The following is a 17,017-nucleotide window of genomic DNA, read 5'->3' on the forward strand; positions in this document are numbered from 1 at the left end:
AACGGCGTTGGGTCACCCTCTATTCTAAAAAGGAGCGATCGATGGCCGTGGCTGCAGCCGCCCTTCCCCGCCGCCGGCGCATAACCCAATCGCGCTGGGCGCCCTGGCTTTATCTGTCGCCTGCAATCATCACGCTGGTAGTCTGGAGCTATTGGCCGCTGGTGGACGCCGTTCGCCTCAGCTTTTTCCAGTGGAACATGCTGCCGACATCTCCGCAGACCTTTGTCGGCTGGGACAATTATGTCCGCATCTTTGCCCTGCCCAAATTCTGGCAGGCGTTGCGCAATACCGGGGTCTATATCCTCGGCCTCTTGCCGCTGGCCGTGCTCATTCCGCTCGCCATTGCCATCTACACCCATGACCTGCCGGAGCGTTCGCGAAACATCTATCGCGCAATCATCTTCGTGCCGATGATCATCGCGCCTGTCGTCGGCGCCGCCGTGTGGCGCTGGCTTCTCGACCCCGGCTACGGCCTCGTCAATCAGGCGCTCAAGGGTCTCGGCCTTAACCCGGTAAAATTCCTGTCCGATCCGAACGTCGCGATCTGGACTGTGATCATGATCACCGGCTGGAAGCTGATGGGCTTTTCGACACTCATCCTCTCGGCCGCCAATGCCAATATCAATCCATCGCTGATCGAAGCGGCGCGCATGGATGGCGCGAGCAAGTGGGAAGTCGTCCGCGACATCCGCCTGCCGCTGTTGAGCTCGACCGTGCTGTTTCTCGTGGTCATGACCATCCTGCTCGGCGCCCAGTGGAGTTTTACCTATATCAACGTGTTGACCGGCGGCGGTCCGCTCGGCTCAACCTCCAACATCTACTACCTCCTCTGGGATTTCGGCTTCTCCACCATGTCGGTTGGTTGGAGCTCGGCCTCCGCCGTCATCCTCTTCCTCGGCTTTGGCGCAGTGGCCTTCGTGCTCTTCCGTCTGATCGACAGGTATTCCTTCCATGACAACTGAAGCTTTGCGCGCGCCGCGAATTGCGACGCGACCGCTCCGTCGCATCTCGGAAAAATCCGGGCTCGATACGGCGGCCGGTCACGTGCTGATGGTCCTGCTGTCGATCTTTTGCCTCTTTCCGGTCTATTGGATGCTGGCCAGCTCGCTCCGGCCCGCTAATGCTATGTTCGAGACAAGCCTTGTCCCGACCAGCATGTCGCTCGACAATTATACCCAGGCCATCGACGCGATCCCCATCGCCCGCATGTTGATCAACACGCTGGTCTTTTCGGTTCTCTCGACCGTCTTCCAGCTACTGACCGGGATCATTGCCGCATTTGCCTTTGCGCGCTGGAAATTCCGCTTCGACAAGCTGGTCTATACCGCCATCGCCCTCACCTGGCTCGTGCCCTTCCAGGTGGTGATGATCCCCAACTATCTCCTCATCGCGCAGATGGGCCTGCTCGACAGTGTTGCGGCCCTGATCCTGCCCAATCTCGCAGCCGCTCTCGCTATCCTGCTGCTCGCCCAGGCGATGCGGGGATTTCCCAGGGAGGTCATCGAGGCCGCCCGTATGGATGGCGCCCGCAATTGGCGGATCCTTTGGGAAGTGCTGGTGCCGAACCTCCGTGGTACCATCGCCTCGCTCGCCATCCTCATCTTCATCTCGAGTTGGAACGAGTACTTCTGGCCCCTGCTCCTCAGCCGAACGGCAGAAAATTCGGTCATCCAGATCGGCATCCAGATGTTCATGACCGCCGAAGGCAATCAGTGGGGCCCGCTCATGGCCGCCTCGACCCTCGCGAGCCTCCCCGTCCTACTCATCTACATCGTCCTGCAGCGCCAGGTCGTCCAATCCTTCATGAAATCCGGTATTCGCTGATGCACCAGACCCGACACCTGCCCATTCCCGGCACGCACAATGTTCGTGATCTCGGCGGCTATGCCACCGCTCACGGTTCGACCCGGTTCCGCCGCATACTCCGCGCCGATGCCCTGCACAAGCTCGACGAAACCGGCATCGGCAATCTGGTCGATACGGGAGTGAAGACAGTCATCGACCTTCGCCATACCGATGAGCTGGCACACCGACCGAACCCCTTTGCGACCCACGACACCGTCGCCTATCACAACGTTTCCCTGCTTGATGGTCTGGCGCCCGATCTGATGAGCGAAGGCGATCTGCTGCTCGAACTCTATCGGCTGACGTTGCAGTCGCGTCAGGCACCGATCGCCGAGGTCCTCACCCTTGTCGCCGAAGCGCCTGAAGGCGTCGTCTTGTTTCATTGCACCGCCGGCAAGGACCGCACAGGCATTATCGCAGCCCTATTACTGGGGCTGGTGGGCGTAGAACCCGATGACATCGTCGCGGATTATGCGCAGACTGCTTCCCTGATCGCGCCGATCATTGCCGAAATAACCGCAGGCGCCGTTGCCCGTGGCGCCGACCCCGATAGCTTCAAGCGCCTCTTGGCCTCCGAGCCCGAAACCATGGCGGCAACCCTTGCCTTTATCGATGCCGAATATGGCTCGGTGGAGCGCTATCTAGAACTGATCGGGCTCGAGGCAACAACGATAGAGCGCCTCCGCCAACGCCTTCTGGGAGACTTCTGATGGCTGACCTCAAAATTTCCAACGTGAAGAAGGCCTATGATGGCAAGCCCGTGCTACATGGCGTCGACCTCTCCATTCCCGATAGCCATTTCGCCGTCATCGTCGGTCCATCGGGCTGTGGCAAATCCACCCTTTTGCGCATGATCGCGGGGCTCGAAGACATCACTTCGGGCGAAATCGCCATTGGCGGCGTGGTCATGAACGATATCGAGCCATCCGACCGCGGCTGCGCCATGGTGTTCCAGAACTATGCGCTTTATCCGCACATGTCGGTACGCCAGAACATTGCCTATCCGCTGCGTCTCGCCGGTGTGCCGGTCGCCGAGCGTAATGTCCGCGTCGAACAGGCCGCAAAAATCCTCAACCTCACAGACTATCTTGATCGCCGGCCTGCCCAGCTTTCCGGCGGCCAGCGCCAGCGCGTTGCCATGGGCCGCGCCATCGTGCGCGAACCAGACGTCTTCCTGTTCGACGAACCGCTATCCAACCTTGACGCGCTCCTCCGCGTGCAGATGCGCATCGAGATCAAGAAACTGCACAAGCGGCTCAATGCCACCTCGATCTTTGTGACCCATGATCAAGTGGAGGCCATGACCCTTGCCGATACGCTGATCGTCATGAATGGCGGCCGGGTCGAGCAGATCGGCTCGCCAACCGAAATCTATCGGGAACCCGCATCGGCCTTCGTCGCTGGCTTTATGGGCGCCCCGGCCATGAACCTCTTGCCTGCGACGGTCGGCGCCGATGGGCAGATCCTGCTGGATGCACCTGGCAATCCGCAGGGCCTCGCCCGCTGCGCCTTACCCGAAGGATCGCCCGTGACCCTCGGCATTCGTCCTGAAAATGTCGTGCTGGCAGAGACGTCAGGTGCAGGTCTCCCCGCCACGGTAGATCTCGTCGAAGAGCTCGGGGGGTCACGTGTGGCCTATTGCAATGTCGCTGGTCACGAAATGTCCGTCGTCTTGCCCGCCAGCGACGACCCGCTCGAAGGAAAACCTGTCTGGCTGACCCTGCCGAACCAGGACCTGCACCTGTTTGACCGCATTTCCGGACGTCGACTGGAGGCGGACATGACAACTGGCGACAAGTTAGCAAAGCGAGAAGTGGAAACGGTCGCTTAGCCCAGCGTTGAAAAGGCCGGACGGGCATTGATTTGGTTTGATCTCAGCCACATCGTCGACGCCACCATTGCGGTTTCAAGCACTTTGGACACTGTAAAAGGAGCTAGGGCTGTGTAGACGCGAAGGATGCTCCGGCGCATGAGCGCCATCGCAGTCGTTTGTCCTGGTGAATCGGGCCGAACAGTTAGACCAAACGATGTGGCGTCAGCTTTGGATTTTCGGTGGGCGTCAGCTCTACGGCTGAAATGGTGTCGCCATCGGTCCATTTGATCCATGGTCGCAGATCTTCAGTCCTCGTTCGAAGGAGTTACCTCGCTTGTCTGCGAACAGGAGGCTGCTCGAATGGCTTCGACGAGGCGCTGGTACGCCACGATCAGGCGCCCTATCTCCACCGCTCTAGCGGGATGCTGACGTCCCAGATCAATCAGGAATTTTGCTTCTTGCAAAAGTAGAGCAATCGCCTCCTCCCGGCGACACGACACCTTCGACATCCATCGCCAGCCCTGTAAAAGCTTGCGTGATGCTCTTATCCGACTTTCGACGTCGGCCAGGTCCGAAAATGTGAGCGTCGATTTCATCGTGTCGCTTCCTTGTCACAGGGCAAGCGCTCGCGACCGGCAAGAGTTGCGCTAATCAGTCGTGTGGTGGGAATGAGGGCACCGCCTGAAATGACGCGTGCGAACTCAGAACTGGGAGGGTGGGTCTTGGCGCGTACTCGACACATCCCGCGCTCATCCACCTTGGCACTAACCGATGAACAAAAGCTTGCGCACACATCCTTCGGCGCCATTATACCGACCGGAATTCTTGATTTGGTCCACGATCAGATGCGTAACCTCTAAAGGCTGGTAGTTCGCGAAGCCAGTTTATCTGCAAGCGGCTTGCGGGCATAAAAACGGCCACTTTTACGGCTGGAATTTTTTGCATCACGGGTCTGCGCGGATTTCTGCCTGGCCATTTCGCACGATGCGCAAACTATAGCAGACGCTGGCTTACGGATGGCTGACAATCACCCTCTATGCCGCCGATACTGACTTGGTTGGTTACACGGGCTTCGAAGCGGACTGGCGACTTCCATGCAATGAGGTCGACAACATGTTGGGTCGGGTACAAATCTGCCGCGGCTGAGGCAACGAAAAGCCAGTCTTCTGGAAGGCTCGTTTCAGACTGCCCCCCGGATTAGCCAAGTGGTCGAAGCTGTTTTAGGCCCCTACAGCCAATGAATTGGCACTGTGCGACCAGAACGACCTGATTAGGTAATTCTCACCCTGGATTGACTGAATCAAACACAGCGGGCAGCAGGATTATAACGCGCATTTAACGCTTTACCCGATAGTGCGACTGCACAAGTCCTGAGGGGAAACTCCTGGTCTCGACATGCTCGAGCACGATATCAGCATGAAGAGCACCGAACAAAGGTAGCCCGTCACCGATCAAAATAGGGACGCGGCTGATCACCATGTCGTCGATCAGCCCTGCCCGGAGGAAAGACTGGATCACGGAGCCGCCGTCGATATAGACGCCACGCCAACCGCGCTCCTCGGCGATTATCATGGCTTCGTCGGGTGAGGCATTGATGAACTCCACCCGTCCCTCCAGCGATTGAGGAACATCAGAGCTTGTCAATGTACGGCTTAGCACCAGCACAGTCTTTTGGTAGAACCACGGCTTGATGTCCTTGACGGCCTCGAATGTTCCCCTGCCCATGATGATGCCGTCCACCCGCGCCATGTGAACATCGTATCCGTGGTCCTCACCAAGGCTCGAGAAACCGGTCAGCCAGCCAATATCGCCATTCCGCCGCGCGATGAAGCCATCTACGCTTGTGCCGATGAATACATGTCCTTTGGGCATAACCGATCTCCAACCTCGAGGGCAACGGAGCTACTTCCTGCTCCTGTCAGAAAATGGCAGCAAGATTGACGCCTGCTCTACTTAAAGTTCGGGGTGCGGGGGCAGGCTGATATTCAGGTCTTCGCGCAAGCGCTAACCAGACGGATGATACCGATCCGGTTTCATCACTGTACCGCTATAAAATTCTGACGGGGTTTGCGCGGAAGCTGTCGGCCCGGAGCGCTCGGATAGAGGCACGGCCAATGGAGCCTGGTTCTTTTGAGCGTTGGATTCGAGCAACCTCCGCGGCTGAGCTGAACCCCACGGCCAGGTCGGCGCCTTTGAGAGTATCAAGTGCGCGGTCGAGCTCGTTGAGGATAGCGCGAAGTCCTAAGGCTGGGCACTGTTGCCTGCGCTGCTCTTTACGGCAACCAGGAGGTCACGCGGCGCCTTAGGCGCCCTGCTCAGGTTGTCGGTCAGACAGGAAATCCGTTAAAATTCACTCCAATCCTGCTTAATCGCAGAAGTGCCCTCATTCAGGTAGGACCCAGCGGCTGGTTTGACCCTGTGCTGAGGGGCGTGGATGCCTGTCTTGGCTGCTCGCATGGCCTGGTTTGGCGGCAGAGACTGCCGCTTGCCGCCATTGATCTTGAATACGTCCACGATCCTATCGAGTTCGACTGCCTGGGCCTCGGTCTGCTCGATTGCAGCATTTGTCTCTTCCACAAGCGCCGCATTGTGCTGGGTCATCTCATCCATCTGGCGGATGGCGGTGCTGATCTCGGCGATCGCCGAAGACTGCTCGCCGCTGGCCAAGGAGATGCCCTGCATTAGGACGCTGTTTTCGCGTACCGCCTCAAGAATTGCCTGCAGCTTCTTGGCGGCGTTATCCACCAGCTTTGCACCACCATTCACCTCCATCGCGCTCTGCTCGATCAACGCCTTGACCTCGGCTGAGGCCTGAGCGGCAGACTGTGCCAGCCGCCGAACTTCCACCGCAACCACAGCGAAGCCCTTGCCCGCCTCACCGGCGCGAGCAGCTTCGACGGAAGCGTTTAGCGCCAGCAAGTTGGTCTGGAAGGCGATGTCGTCGATCAAGGCAATAATGTTGGAAATCTTGGCAGAGGAAGTTCTGATGCGGTCCATCGCTCGCGTGGCCTGATCCATGACCTGGCCGCCTTCATCCGCAAGGACAGCCGCTGATTGAGTGCGAGATGCAGCATCCTGCGCCTTGCGGGCATTTTCGATAACAGTGGTTGCTAATTGCTCCATAGCGGCGGACGTTTCTTCGATCGAGGCAGCCTGCCTGGTGGTGCGCTCGGCGAGGTCATTGGTGCCAGTCAGAATTTCTCCGGACGCCAATTTGAGAGTTCCGACGGAGTGCCTGAGTGATGCCATCATCGAATTCAAATGGTCCGCCAGCGTGTTGATATCGTCGCGCAGCGTTGCAAAGGCCCCTTCATAGTGGCCGTCCATTCGTGCTGTAAGATCTGAAGCCGCTAGCAGAGAGAGCACCTGCCCGGTTTTGCCGATACTTTCACCTGTCGTGCTGACCAGCATGTTGATGGAGCGCGCCAGATCGTTCAGAGCATCATCATTAAACTGGGTGCTGATACGAACACCAAAGTCCCCTCGAACTGCAGCTTGCACCACATGTCCAAAGTCCAGCGAAAGCTGTTCCATGGTTCGCGCCCGTTCTGTGTGCCTCAACACGCTTGCCTGTTGCACTTCCTCTGTCAGGTTGCGTGCCTCATCGGCGCTGGCCTGCGCTTGTTCCGAGCGCTGTTCGGCAATAACCAGCAGCTTGCCTGTGTTCAGCGTCATCCATACCAGGCCCACAGCTTCAACCACCAGAATAACGGCATGCAGCAGAACCCGGGCCAGCCCGCCGCCCCCATAGAAGACGAGATTCTCAAGCGTCATGCCCATCACCAGGTGATGGATGGCAACAAGGGCCGCCCCCAACAAGATCGCCTTATAGTCGTAAAGCAGAGCGCACACGGCCAGCGCCGCAAAGAAGGCCATGTGAATATCGGTCTGATAGGGCTGGCCCTGAGCCGCTATCAGTATGGCGACCACCTCTCCCATCATCACCGCCACGGCCAGATACCGGAAGGTCGGCGACCCCTTGGCAAATAGGTAAGTAACGAGCAGGAAACCTAGTCCGGTGATGGCCAATAGGCTTGCCGGCCCCAGCCCCCCCTGCAACAGCCAGTCGGTGGCTACCGCCGCAACGGTCATTACCAGAGCGACGGCTGCAACAAAGAAAGCGCCTCGGAGGCGAATTTGTTCGATGCTCATTTCGGCGTGTCTTTCAGAGGGGCACATAGCCCTGAAGCGTTGAAAAATAGCAGCGCGCCTAACCGTCGCGCACGATCCTGGAAACCGTCGTCGGGCGAGAATGCAACAACGACACTGGGTATGCGCGTGGGGGCCACAATGGATCCTCCGGCTGCGCGGACGATGTCCCAGGCAGCCAGTTCACTTGTGAAGGGAGGAAACGCGATAGCGACTTCACCCCTTGCTGGCGCCGCCTGGGTGCTGCTCAATGCCATAGCGCCGGTGGCAATTGTAAATAGCGCTGGCAGCACAAACTGACGCATAGACCCAACAGGACCCCGGTAGTTAAATTCGGTGGTCGAATTTAACGCTGTTATCGTTAATGAACGGTGTGGGGCGCGATCTGTCCTTCGGTCTGCCAGCTGGGCCTTGTAACGGTGGTCGCATTCCTGACAGTTGTCCTGTCCTTTTCGACATCGTTGGCGCTTGGCGCAGCTATGAAGTGTTGGTGTTCGCCACCCTCGAATGGATCGACTGGTTCAGCAACCGGCGCGTGCTCGAGCCAATAGGAAATATCCCGCCAGCCGAAGCCGGGGCCAACCACTACGCCGCATTGGATCAACCGGCTATGGCAGCATAACTTGAGCTAAACGTCCTCCGGCAAGCTCGTTGCGGCTCATATTGCCACCGATTTAAGCTGCCTTGTCGCTCTTGAGTTCCGCCACTTGATGAATACGAGCGAATCCGCGCTGCAACGCAGCAAGCACCGTAGGATCGATGCCCTTGCCCACATCACGCTCCATAATCTCGAAGGCCGTATGCACGGGGAGTGCCTTTCTATACGGCCGATCAGCTGTCAAAGCATCGAAAACGTCAGCTGCTGTGACAATACGGGTGTCGAGATCTATGGAACCTTCCGGAAGCGCGTTGGGATAGCCATGGCCATCGAGACGTTCGTGGTGGTCACCTGCCACCCGCGCCAGAGAATTGAAAGCCGATATCTTGAAGAGAATTTGCCGACCAAGTTCTGGATGGCGTCGGATTTGAGCCCACTCTTCGGCGTCTGGTTTGCCGTTCTTGTCGAGAATACTGTTCGAGACCCCAAGCTTACCAATATCGTGTAGGAGGGCTGCACGTTTCAGCCAACGTCGGCGCTCTGGTGTATAATCAAGTTCTTGGGCGATGAGATCCGCGAAGAGGGTCACGCGATCGCTATGGCCAGCGGTGAAAGGGCTCTTCGCGTCGACCACCTTTGCAAAGCCGGCAGCGATATCGTCAAGATAGTCATCGTCGACCTGGCGAATAAGCGCCATCGGTTCAAGGCGAGCAACATGGGCGTCTAGGTTGTTTGCCAATAAAGTTGACCAGAAATGCTGGTCGCCGGCGAACTGTTGAAGAACAGCTACGAGCTTGGGATCGAACCATCGTCCACTACGTCCGGCGACCTCTTCCATTACACCCTCGACACCGCTGCGCATAAAAAAGACGTCTGCAACCTGGGATAGCAAGGCAATGCGTGCGAATAGAGAGATGTCTTCACCCCTGAGGCGCATAGGCTGGCCCGTTCCATCCCAATGCTCATCGAGGTCCAGGATGCCCTCTGCTACCGCTTCCGAAAACCGCATGCTTCGCACGATTTCGGCTCCGCGCTGGCAACGCGTCTCTATTAGCTCGCGCGAAATCTCCCCGCCGTTCCGCGCGACGTTGATGAGCGCCTGCAAACGCTCCACCAGACCGGAATCTTTGGCGGTATGGGCGAGCAGGAAGCGCAGGATTTCGGGAAGCTTGGTGTCGACTTCCTTATAGGCTTGCTTGAAGCCAAGATCATCGGCAAGGTAAAGCTTGCAAATGCGAGCGGCATTCGAGCTGCAGCCGGCGTCCTTCAGTAACAATGTGTAGTAGAGGTCCGACAGGGCGGCGTCATTCAACCCAATGCGCTTGCCGATGTGCATCCCGATCCAACAGCAGCGCAGGCTATGTCCAACAGGTTGGCCCTCTGTGATGTCGAGAGCATAGCTCAGCGCACCAAGGACTTCCGAAAGGGTTACGACAGACTTCCCCGACATGCTAGGCTCCTCTCAAGAGAGGACCATTTAAGCAGCTCTTCCTTAAAAGATGCTCCGTCTAGGAGATCGAGTCAGCAGGGTGAGAGCGGCCCCCCCCAACGGATCCGCCCACAATACATTACGTCGTTTGTGCGCCCCATTCCCGCCGTTCAGGGTTCCACTTCGATTTCACTAAGGCCGTCAGTGCGCTGTGGCCGCCGCGAAGGCCAAAGTGTGCAGGATAACAGACCGTCTGCTGTTGTTTCCCCACGTATGAATTGAGGACACTAAGATGCATACTAGAGCGTCCCATACCCGATGATTTGGGTGATGCCGAGCCCCCCAGATGGCGCCAGCGTTGGAAAGGGCTTTGCCATCACATTCTATATCGACTTGGGGCTGACCCGTTCCTCGAGTTTGGCGGCCGCTTCTTTGCGCTCGCTATAGCGGGAAGTCAGGTAGCGCGAGACGCCGCGGTTGATCAGCGTGAACTTGACCAGTTCTTCCATCACGTCGACCACCCTATCGTAATAGGATGACGGTTTCATGCGACCGTCCTCATCGAACTCCTGGAAGGCCTTCGCCACCGACGACTGGTTGGGGATGGTAACCATTCGCATCCAACGCCCCAGGATCCGCATCTGGTTGACGGCATTGAAGGACTGCGAGCCGCCCGAAACCTGCATGACGGCGAGGGTCCGACCCTGCGTCGGTCGGATGGCGCCGCCGGGGAGCGGTATCCAATCGATTTGCGACTTTAGCACGGCGCTCATAGCGCCGTGGCGTTCCGGCGACGTCCATACCTGGCCTTCCGACCACAGCATGGCCTCGCGAAGCTCCTGCACCTTGGGATGGCTTTCCGGAGCATCGTTTGGCAGGGGTAGCCCGTTGGCATGAAAGACGCGAACCTCGGCGCCAAAGGCTTCCAGCAGCCGCTGCGCCTCCAAGGTCAGGAACCGCGAATAGGAGCGCTCCCGCAGCGAGCCGTAAAGCATCAGGATGCGGGGTTTGTAATCAAGCTTCGGCGCCACAAGCGCGGAGAAATCGGGAAGTTCAAAGGCGGCAGGCAGGACGTTGGGGAGATCAGACAAGCCGGTTCCCTTCGGCGTCAATGATGACCTCGCCATCTTCCTTGGTGAACGGCCCTATCTCGGGGTTCTCGAGGATGTCGAGCACTACCTCAGAGGGCCGGCAAAGCCTGGTGCCGACTGGCGTCTCTACGAAGGGGCGATTGAACAGGATCGGGTGGGCGTCGATGGCGTCGAGCAGGTCCTCGTCGGTCGTCCCGGGATCGGCAAGGCCGAGCGCTTCAAAAGGAGTGTCCTTCTTGCGTAGGGCATCGCGCAAGGACATGCCGGCGGCAGACACCAGCTCGACGATGCGGTCGCGGTTCGGCGGGGTCTTTAGGTACTCGACAACGACGGGATCGACCCCTGACTGCCGGATCATGGCTAGAGTGTTGCGGGACGTTCCGCAGTCGGGGTTGTGGTAGATGGTGACGGTCATGCGGGGTCTTCCGGATTGATGGGGAGGTTGCCGGCGTTCGGAACGCGCAGCAGCCAGGTCATGAGGGTCAGTGCGATCATGGCGCCGGTGAACTGCGCGAGTACAAAGCCCGGCAGGTCGAGCGGACGAATGCCCGAAAAGGTGTCGGTCAAAGACCTGGCGATCGCGACTGCCGGGTTGGCGAACGAGGTCGACGCCGTAAACCAGTAGGCAGCCGTTATGTAGAGACCCACCAGCATGGGAACGGCCTTCCTCTCGAAGCGCAGGCCAGCAAGGATGACGACGACAAGGCCGAAGGCGGCAACGCCTTCCGAAAACCATTGGGCGCCGCCGGTCCGCACATGTGCCGACACCTGCAACAACGGCAGCTCGAACATGGCATGGGCCACGACGGCGCCGATGATGCCGCCAAGGACCTGCACAAGCGCGTAAAGGCCGGCATTGGTCCACGGCAGCTCCCGCCGCAGTGCGAACACCAGCGATACTGCCGGGTTGAAGTGGGCGCCGGAGATAGGGCTGAGTGCGCTAATAAGCACGACCAGGATCGCACTGGTGGCGATCGTGTTTGCAAGAAGCGCCAAAGCAACGTCGATCGTCAGGGTTTCGGCCATGATGCCGGAGCCGACTACGGTTGCGACAAGGAGCCCGGTGCCGAGAGCCTCGGCAACCAGGCGGCGCTGCAAATCTATCATGCCGCGCCTTTACTCGAGCCGGCGGTGCCTTCCATCGCGCCGATGCCCCGCAGTTTCGAGGACAGGGCAATACGGTCGATTGAAGCGAGCGGCAGGCTCATGAAAGCGGCGATACGGTTACGCAGGAACTTGAGAGCATCCTCGAATGCAGCTTCCTTCTTGAAATCAGGTCCTTCCACTCCGGCAGGGTCCTCGATTCCCCAATGGGCTGTCATCGGTTGACCACGCCAGACAGGGCAGGCCTCGCCGGCCGCGTTGTTGCAGACGGTGAACACGAAATCCATCTTCGGGGCATAGGCAGTTGCGAACTCGTCCCACGGTTTCGAGCGAAGACCGTCGGTCAAAATGCCGGCCTTTTGCAAGGTCTGGACGGTCAAGGGGTGGACTTGGCCCTTGGGATTTGAGCCTGCCGAGTATCCGCGGAAGCGACCCTTGCCCAAGTGGTTGATCAAAGTCTCGCCCAGGATGGAGCGAGCCGAGTTCCCAGTGCACAGGAATAGGACATTGTAGATGCCATCAGCAGACAATCATTTCCTCCATGGAAGGAGACGGCGAGCAGCATGGGGTAAATTCAGCGACGAGGGGTGCGCACAGCTCCGGCCGACCGTCACAACAGTCCTGCACCAGGAAACTGGCGATCTCTCTGACCCGATCGATGACGGCCCGATAGACGATCGACCGGCTGTGGCGCTCTGCCTCGACCAGACCGGCCCGAGACAATATGGCCAGATGCGATGACATGGTGTTTTGCGGCACCCCAAGCTGCCTTGCGATCTCGCCCGCAGGAAGCCCGTCAGGCTCATGCTTGATGAGCAAACGGAAGGTTTCCAGACGAGTGGACTGAGAAAGGGCAGCAAAGACTTCGATTGCATCTAACGATTCCATATATCGAAGATTATGGATTCATTTGGCTGTGTCAAGATCGAGAAGAGTTCAGGCATTCAGGATTGAAGCTGGTGCCAGCGGCGGAACATCAGAGATGAGTCTGGTTGATTGCGGCCCGGCGCTTATGGGGATGGGAAGGCGACCGTCCGGTGATCATTGAACCGTCTTGGAAGCGGAGTACGCAAAACTACGGGTCGTTTTGGTCGCTTGCATTTTAAAGCATTTACGGGCATTAAGCGCCAATAACTCCGGACCCGGTGCAAATCCGGGTGGCTCTTCTGGCCGCCAATCCGCCAGACAATCCAGTAGAAACCGCCTTTGATGCCTGCTTGCCGAGTGGCAAGCCCGGCTTTAACGCTGTCTGGACCACAATGAACCTCATCCAATCTTTCCGCCACAACTGGCTATCCAATCTTCGCGGCGACATTCTTGCTGGGATCGTCGTTGCTCTTGCTCTCATTCCCGAAGCGATCGGCTTTTCGATCATTGCCGGTGTCGACCCAAAGATTGGCCTCTACGCCTCGGTGGTCATTGCCATCGTCATCTCGTTTGCCGGTGGCCGCCCAGCCATGATTTCTGCCGCGACGGCGGCCACGGCGGTACTGTTCGGTGCCTTGGTGCGCGAGCATGGCCTTCAATACTTGCTAGCGGCCACCATCCTGGCGGGTTTTATCCAGATCGTCGCAGGTGCGCTGCGGGTCGGCCACATAATGCGTTTCGTGTCACGTTCCGTCATGACCGGTTTCGTAAATGCCTTGGCAATCCTTATTTTCATGGCGCAGCTTCCTGAACTGATCGGCGTCACCTGGGAAAGCTACGCTATGATCGCGAGCGGCCTCGCAATTATCTACCTCTTCCCGCGGGTGACGAAGGCGATCCCCTCCCCGCTGGTGTGCATCCTGCTTCTGACCGGCGCTGCACTGCTGCTCGGCATCGATACGCGGACGGTGGGCGACCTGGGCGAATTGCCCAACGCGTTGCCAATGCTGCTGATCCCGCAGGTTCCGCTCTCGGTGGAAACGCTTCTGATCATCCTGCCGACCTCGATCGCTGTTGCCGCTGTCGGCCTCCTTGAAAGCCTGCTTACTGCGTCGATCGTCGATCAAATGACCGACACAAGGAGCGACAAGAACCGCGAAAGCATCGGCCAGGGTATCGCCAACATCGCCAGTGGCGTTTTTGGCGGCATGGCTGGCTGCGCCATGATTGGCCAATCGGTCATCAACGTGAAGTCTGGTGGCCGCACCCGGCTTTCGACATTCATCGCAGGGGCCTTCCTGCTCTTCCTGCTTCTGGTGCTTGGCGATTGGGTAGGTCTGGTACCCATGCCGGCACTCGTCGCCATCATGATCATGGTATCAGTCGGCACTTTTAGCTGGTCGTCCCTTAATGACCTGCGCCATCACCCTCGTCGTTCCAGCATTGTCATGCTGGCTACAGTCATTACCGTGGTTGGCACCCATAACCTCGCCCTTGGCGTTGGAGTAGGCGTGTTGCTTTCCGGCATTTTCTTCGCTTGGAAGGTCGCACAAATCTTCCGCGTCACCTCGGTCCTCTCAGCCGATGGCAGGGAGCGTGACTATCTAGTAGAAGGCCAGCTGTTCTTTGCATCGGCCGCCCAGTTCGAGGACGCATTCGATTTCCGCGAAAAACTGGCCCGCGTGCGGATCGATGTGAGCCGAGCGCACATATGGGACCTCACCGGCGTCAAGGCAATCGATATGGCCGTGCTCAAATTTCGTCGTGAGGGCGTAGCGGTCGAACTGGTCGGCATGAACGAGGCAAGCGCCACAATCATGGACAAGCTGGCCGTGCACGACCAGCCAGGAGCCTTGGAGCGCATGCTTGGCCATTGACTGGTGACTGGCAGTTGTCGGGTTCATCGAAGGCTGCCATCACTGTCTCACATGGGGTCGGTGGGCGACAAACAGGTTGCTATGGAGCGATCAAGTCTTGGTTGGCGATGATCGACCCCGACTCGCAATACAGACGGGCCTGTTCCACATCCTTTTCGTCGTTGAAGAAGTCTTCAGACGAACTATAAACACGCACCTCGGCATCTCTGATGTCACCACCAATGCGCTCGTCTTCCGTCACCACAAACGCGTAGACCCAGTCATCCCGCATGTAGCCCATTGACATGGTCAGGTCGGTAGGATGGTCGATATTGGTATCCTTGACCGAGAAGCCGATCGTGTCAGTCTCGAAGTAAAGCTCCGCTGGCTCGGCGCCGACCACATACGAATAGTACCCTTCCTTTTTGCTCGGATGTGCGTTGGTGTCCGCGATGCGGCAGAACTCCGCATGAGCGTTCCGTTCCGGAATGTAGCAGGAGAAATGCGTCTGCCACGGCGGAATACAGTTCGCCATCGCCGGCATTGGCAGAAGGATGAACAGGGCTACGAGGCGCTTCATGGGCGGGTTCCGTGATGAGGAAGTGGTCAAGCGAGATACTTCCTACTGAAGCTGCTTGCGCGCAAGCGGAACATGTCCTCAGAACGGTTACGGCCACGGCATACCAGTCGGACCGACAGGTATAAGGGATCGAAGACGCTCACCGTGATCGTGTCCTGAGACGAAGCGCGGAGCGCTGGTGCGCTTCTTTTGTCGGCAAATGACAGCTAGGCGACAACGATGCGGCTACTGCGAAAAGACACTAGTGGCGATACCGAGTGGCGTCCGCTTTCGGAAACCAGCTTAAAGTCATCAACGTCAGCAAGGAAGCGCGAAACCGACGGTCGCCGAGAAAGCATATAAAATTACGCATAACGATTTCCAGAATTTCTTTAATGCTCTGGCAAAGGATACGCAATATTTCGCGTAGAATTTCGAAATTTCTATCTTCCGACCATCCATATCTTACTGCCGACACACACGCCTGCAGAGAAAAATGCTCCGCAGGCGTTTTGTACGGACTGCCCATTTAGCTATCGTATGTACAGGTCCATAGTGTCATCTGTATTATCGACGATCACTACCGTAGAATCTGGATCGATACCGTTGTCAGTGAACCACTTGGAGGCTGCCGCATTTGCTTTGATAGCGGCATGCATGCGCTCGACTGAGCCACTGGCGTCAATAGCGCTGCAGAGCTCTTCATATTCGTCAAAGTCAAGGACGCTTTGCAGACGGTAGACTGTCACCGAACTGGCAGCAACAAGGTCATCGATGTCGTCCGCATTGAAAATGCCGACTGAACATTGCAGATCGTCGGGCGCCATATCCTTACTGCCGCCATCGATCATTGCAGGCTCCGCCCAAGCCATGGAACTAGACAAGATCAAAGCAAACGCAGACAATATCGTAATTCTGACTTTCAATTTCGAACCTCGTTATCGTTTAGTTCGCGAATTTCGACGGAGCACGCGAAACACTCCCATCTCATCTTGCCTGCGGCCACGAAGCTTAATCTTGACGGCCATCAAGTCCGATTGGGTAACCTGACAATGCGTCGGGGCAGAACGCAGATGCCGTGCGTGAGAGCCGTCACGAAGGCAGGTGCACGCCAGGCTCCGGGGCCGGTCTCAACCGCGCTGCAATTGCATTGCTATGGCCTGGTACGCGGAAGCTTCCGCCCCGATCCCCAGGTGGCAACCCTTCGTGCCCATCTGCGGCAACGACAGCGTCTTGTCGAACATGCTGCCGATCACATCCAGCACCTGGAGAAGGCGCTGACCACATACGGTGTCGCCCATGGCGCTGGGTTGCGCATCTCCGAAGGTAGCGCACCTCAGGACAGACGGAATTGACAGCGGCCGCATGCTGATCTGGATCATACAGGTCAAAGGTCGCAGTATCGAAACGCCAGGTTCTTCAGGCAAAGCGGACAGGGGCTTTAGATTGTCAACCAACATGAGCCGACATCGCCGTCGGAAGCGGTTCGGCGCGCTTCCTTTTTCAGTGTCTATGTCGCCAGCTCTGCTTGAATTTTTGAAAGTCTGTCGCTAGACCAAGCCTGGGTGTCCTTTTGGGGCAGGATTACGTTGGTCGGGCCGCCAACGGAACACAATCTCGAAAGAGACCCATGGCTCACTTGCGCTTGGCTCACCGAAGCCTCCCCATCATCATTGCATTCTTGTTTCAATCCGCGGCCGCTCTTT

Annotated in this window: 16 protein-coding genes, 2 pseudogenes and 1 other annotated feature; of the genes and pseudogenes, 7 read left to right on the forward strand and 11 right to left on the reverse strand. The window is 58.0% G+C overall.

Annotated elements, in window-relative coordinates; genetic code table 11:
• Window positions 1–41 precede the first annotated feature (41 nt).
• The 4 genes from VW35_RS08245 to VW35_RS08260 are packed head-to-tail and all read left to right on the forward strand — an operon-like array spanning window position 42 to window position 3,676.
• Entirely contained in the window at window positions 42–962 is a 921-nt protein-coding gene (locus VW35_RS08245) for a carbohydrate ABC transporter permease (protein WP_046142430.1), read from the forward strand.
• Window positions 952–1,824: a carbohydrate ABC transporter permease gene (locus VW35_RS08250; protein ID WP_046142431.1), complete on the forward strand. Its 873-nt coding sequence runs from the start codon at window positions 952–954 to the stop codon at window positions 1,822–1,824. Before VW35_RS08245 ends, VW35_RS08250 begins: the two co-directional genes overlap by 11 nt.
• Complete coding sequence (locus VW35_RS08255; RefSeq protein WP_046142432.1) at window positions 1,824–2,555, forward strand: tyrosine-protein phosphatase; 732 nt, start codon at window positions 1,824–1,826, stop codon at window positions 2,553–2,555. The genes VW35_RS08250 and VW35_RS08255 overlap by 1 nt, the downstream gene beginning before the upstream one ends.
• Entirely contained in the window at window positions 2,555–3,676 is a 1,122-nt protein-coding gene (locus VW35_RS08260) for an ABC transporter ATP-binding protein (protein WP_046142433.1), read from the forward strand. The genes VW35_RS08255 and VW35_RS08260 overlap by 1 nt, the downstream gene beginning before the upstream one ends.
• 287 nt (window positions 3,677–3,963) lie before the next feature.
• Here the strand turns inward: VW35_RS08260 and VW35_RS08265 are convergent, their stop codons facing one another.
• The 3 genes from VW35_RS08265 to VW35_RS20535 form a co-directional block, all read right to left on the reverse strand.
• Window positions 3,964–4,254 carry a hypothetical protein gene (locus VW35_RS08265; RefSeq protein ID WP_152662522.1) on the reverse strand — a complete coding sequence of 97 codons (291 nt, stop codon included), beginning with the start codon at window positions 4,252–4,254 and terminating at the stop codon, window positions 3,964–3,966.
• Window positions 4,255–4,993: 739 nt separating this feature from the next.
• On the reverse strand, window positions 4,994–5,530 hold the full coding sequence (locus VW35_RS08270; protein ID WP_046142435.1) for a dihydrofolate reductase family protein: 537 nt from the start codon (window positions 5,528–5,530) through the stop codon (window positions 4,994–4,996).
• 471 nt (window positions 5,531–6,001) lie between these two features.
• Window positions 6,002–7,810, reverse strand: a complete 1,809-nt coding sequence (locus VW35_RS20535) for a methyl-accepting chemotaxis protein (protein WP_052951583.1) — start codon at window positions 7,808–7,810, stop codon at window positions 6,002–6,004.
• Between the two features lie 460 nt (window positions 7,811–8,270).
• Here VW35_RS20535 and VW35_RS21935 point away from each other — a divergent pair.
• Window positions 8,271–8,429: pseudogene (locus tag VW35_RS21935) on the forward strand (IS3 family transposase); the annotation flags it as partial.
• Between the two features lie 52 nt (window positions 8,430–8,481).
• Here the strand turns inward: VW35_RS21935 and VW35_RS08290 are convergent.
• From VW35_RS08290 to VW35_RS08315, 6 genes are all read right to left on the reverse strand, one after another.
• Entirely contained in the window at window positions 8,482–9,855 is a 1,374-nt protein-coding gene (locus tag VW35_RS08290) for an HD-GYP domain-containing protein (protein WP_046142437.1), read from the reverse strand.
• 362 nt (window positions 9,856–10,217) lie between these two features.
• Window positions 10,218–10,961: an arsenical resistance protein ArsH gene (gene arsH / locus VW35_RS08295; protein WP_046142438.1), complete on the reverse strand. Its 744-nt coding sequence runs from the start codon at window positions 10,959–10,961 to the stop codon at window positions 10,218–10,220.
• Complete coding sequence (gene arsC / locus VW35_RS08300) at window positions 10,918–11,340, reverse strand: arsenate reductase (glutaredoxin) (protein ID WP_046142439.1); 423 nt, start codon at window positions 11,338–11,340, stop codon at window positions 10,918–10,920. Before arsC ends, arsH begins: the two co-directional genes overlap by 44 nt.
• Window positions 11,337–12,032, reverse strand: coding sequence for an aquaporin (locus VW35_RS08305; protein WP_046142440.1), 696 nt, complete (start codon window positions 12,030–12,032; stop codon window positions 11,337–11,339). Before VW35_RS08305 ends, arsC begins: the two co-directional genes overlap by 4 nt.
• A complete protein-coding gene (locus VW35_RS08310; protein ID WP_046142441.1) occupies window positions 12,029–12,559 on the reverse strand; it encodes an arsenate reductase ArsC in 531 nt (176 codons plus the stop codon). The genes VW35_RS08305 and VW35_RS08310 overlap by 4 nt, the downstream gene beginning before the upstream one ends.
• On the reverse strand, window positions 12,549–12,917 hold the full coding sequence (locus VW35_RS08315; protein ID WP_046142442.1) for an ArsR/SmtB family transcription factor: 369 nt from the start codon (window positions 12,915–12,917) through the stop codon (window positions 12,549–12,551). Before VW35_RS08315 ends, VW35_RS08310 begins: the two co-directional genes overlap by 11 nt.
• Window positions 12,918–13,164: 247 nt before the next feature.
• Window positions 13,165–13,220 (forward strand) — a sequence feature (sul1 is cis-regulatory element that is thought to sense ions involved in sulfur or methionine metabolism; They are found in Alphaproteobacteria).
• 68 nt (window positions 13,221–13,288) lie between these two features.
• Here VW35_RS08315 and VW35_RS08320 point away from each other — a divergent pair.
• A complete protein-coding gene (locus VW35_RS08320; RefSeq protein ID WP_046142630.1) occupies window positions 13,289–14,773 on the forward strand; it encodes a SulP family inorganic anion transporter in 1,485 nt (494 codons plus the stop codon).
• A 79-nt stretch (window positions 14,774–14,852) separates the two neighbouring features.
• Here VW35_RS08320 and VW35_RS08325 read toward each other — a convergent pair whose 3' ends face one another.
• Together VW35_RS08325 and VW35_RS08330 are read right to left on the reverse strand one after the other, a co-directional pair.
• A complete protein-coding gene (locus tag VW35_RS08325; protein WP_046142443.1) occupies window positions 14,853–15,332 on the reverse strand; it encodes a hypothetical protein in 480 nt (159 codons plus the stop codon).
• Between the two features lie 512 nt (window positions 15,333–15,844).
• Window positions 15,845–16,162 (reverse strand): hypothetical protein, encoded by a 318-nt coding sequence (locus tag VW35_RS08330; RefSeq protein WP_152662523.1) that lies wholly within the window; start codon window positions 16,160–16,162, stop codon window positions 15,845–15,847.
• A gap of 291 nt (window positions 16,163–16,453) precedes the next feature.
• On the opposite strand from VW35_RS08330, the pseudogene VW35_RS22260 reads away from it, so the two are divergent.
• Window positions 16,454–16,591, forward strand: a pseudogene (locus VW35_RS22260) (IS110 family transposase); the annotation flags it as partial.
• Window positions 16,592–17,017: the final 426 nt, after the last annotated feature.

The sequence above is a fragment of the Devosia soli genome (assembly GCF_000970455.1).
GTDB lineage: Bacteria > Pseudomonadota > Alphaproteobacteria > Rhizobiales > Devosiaceae > Devosia > Devosia soli.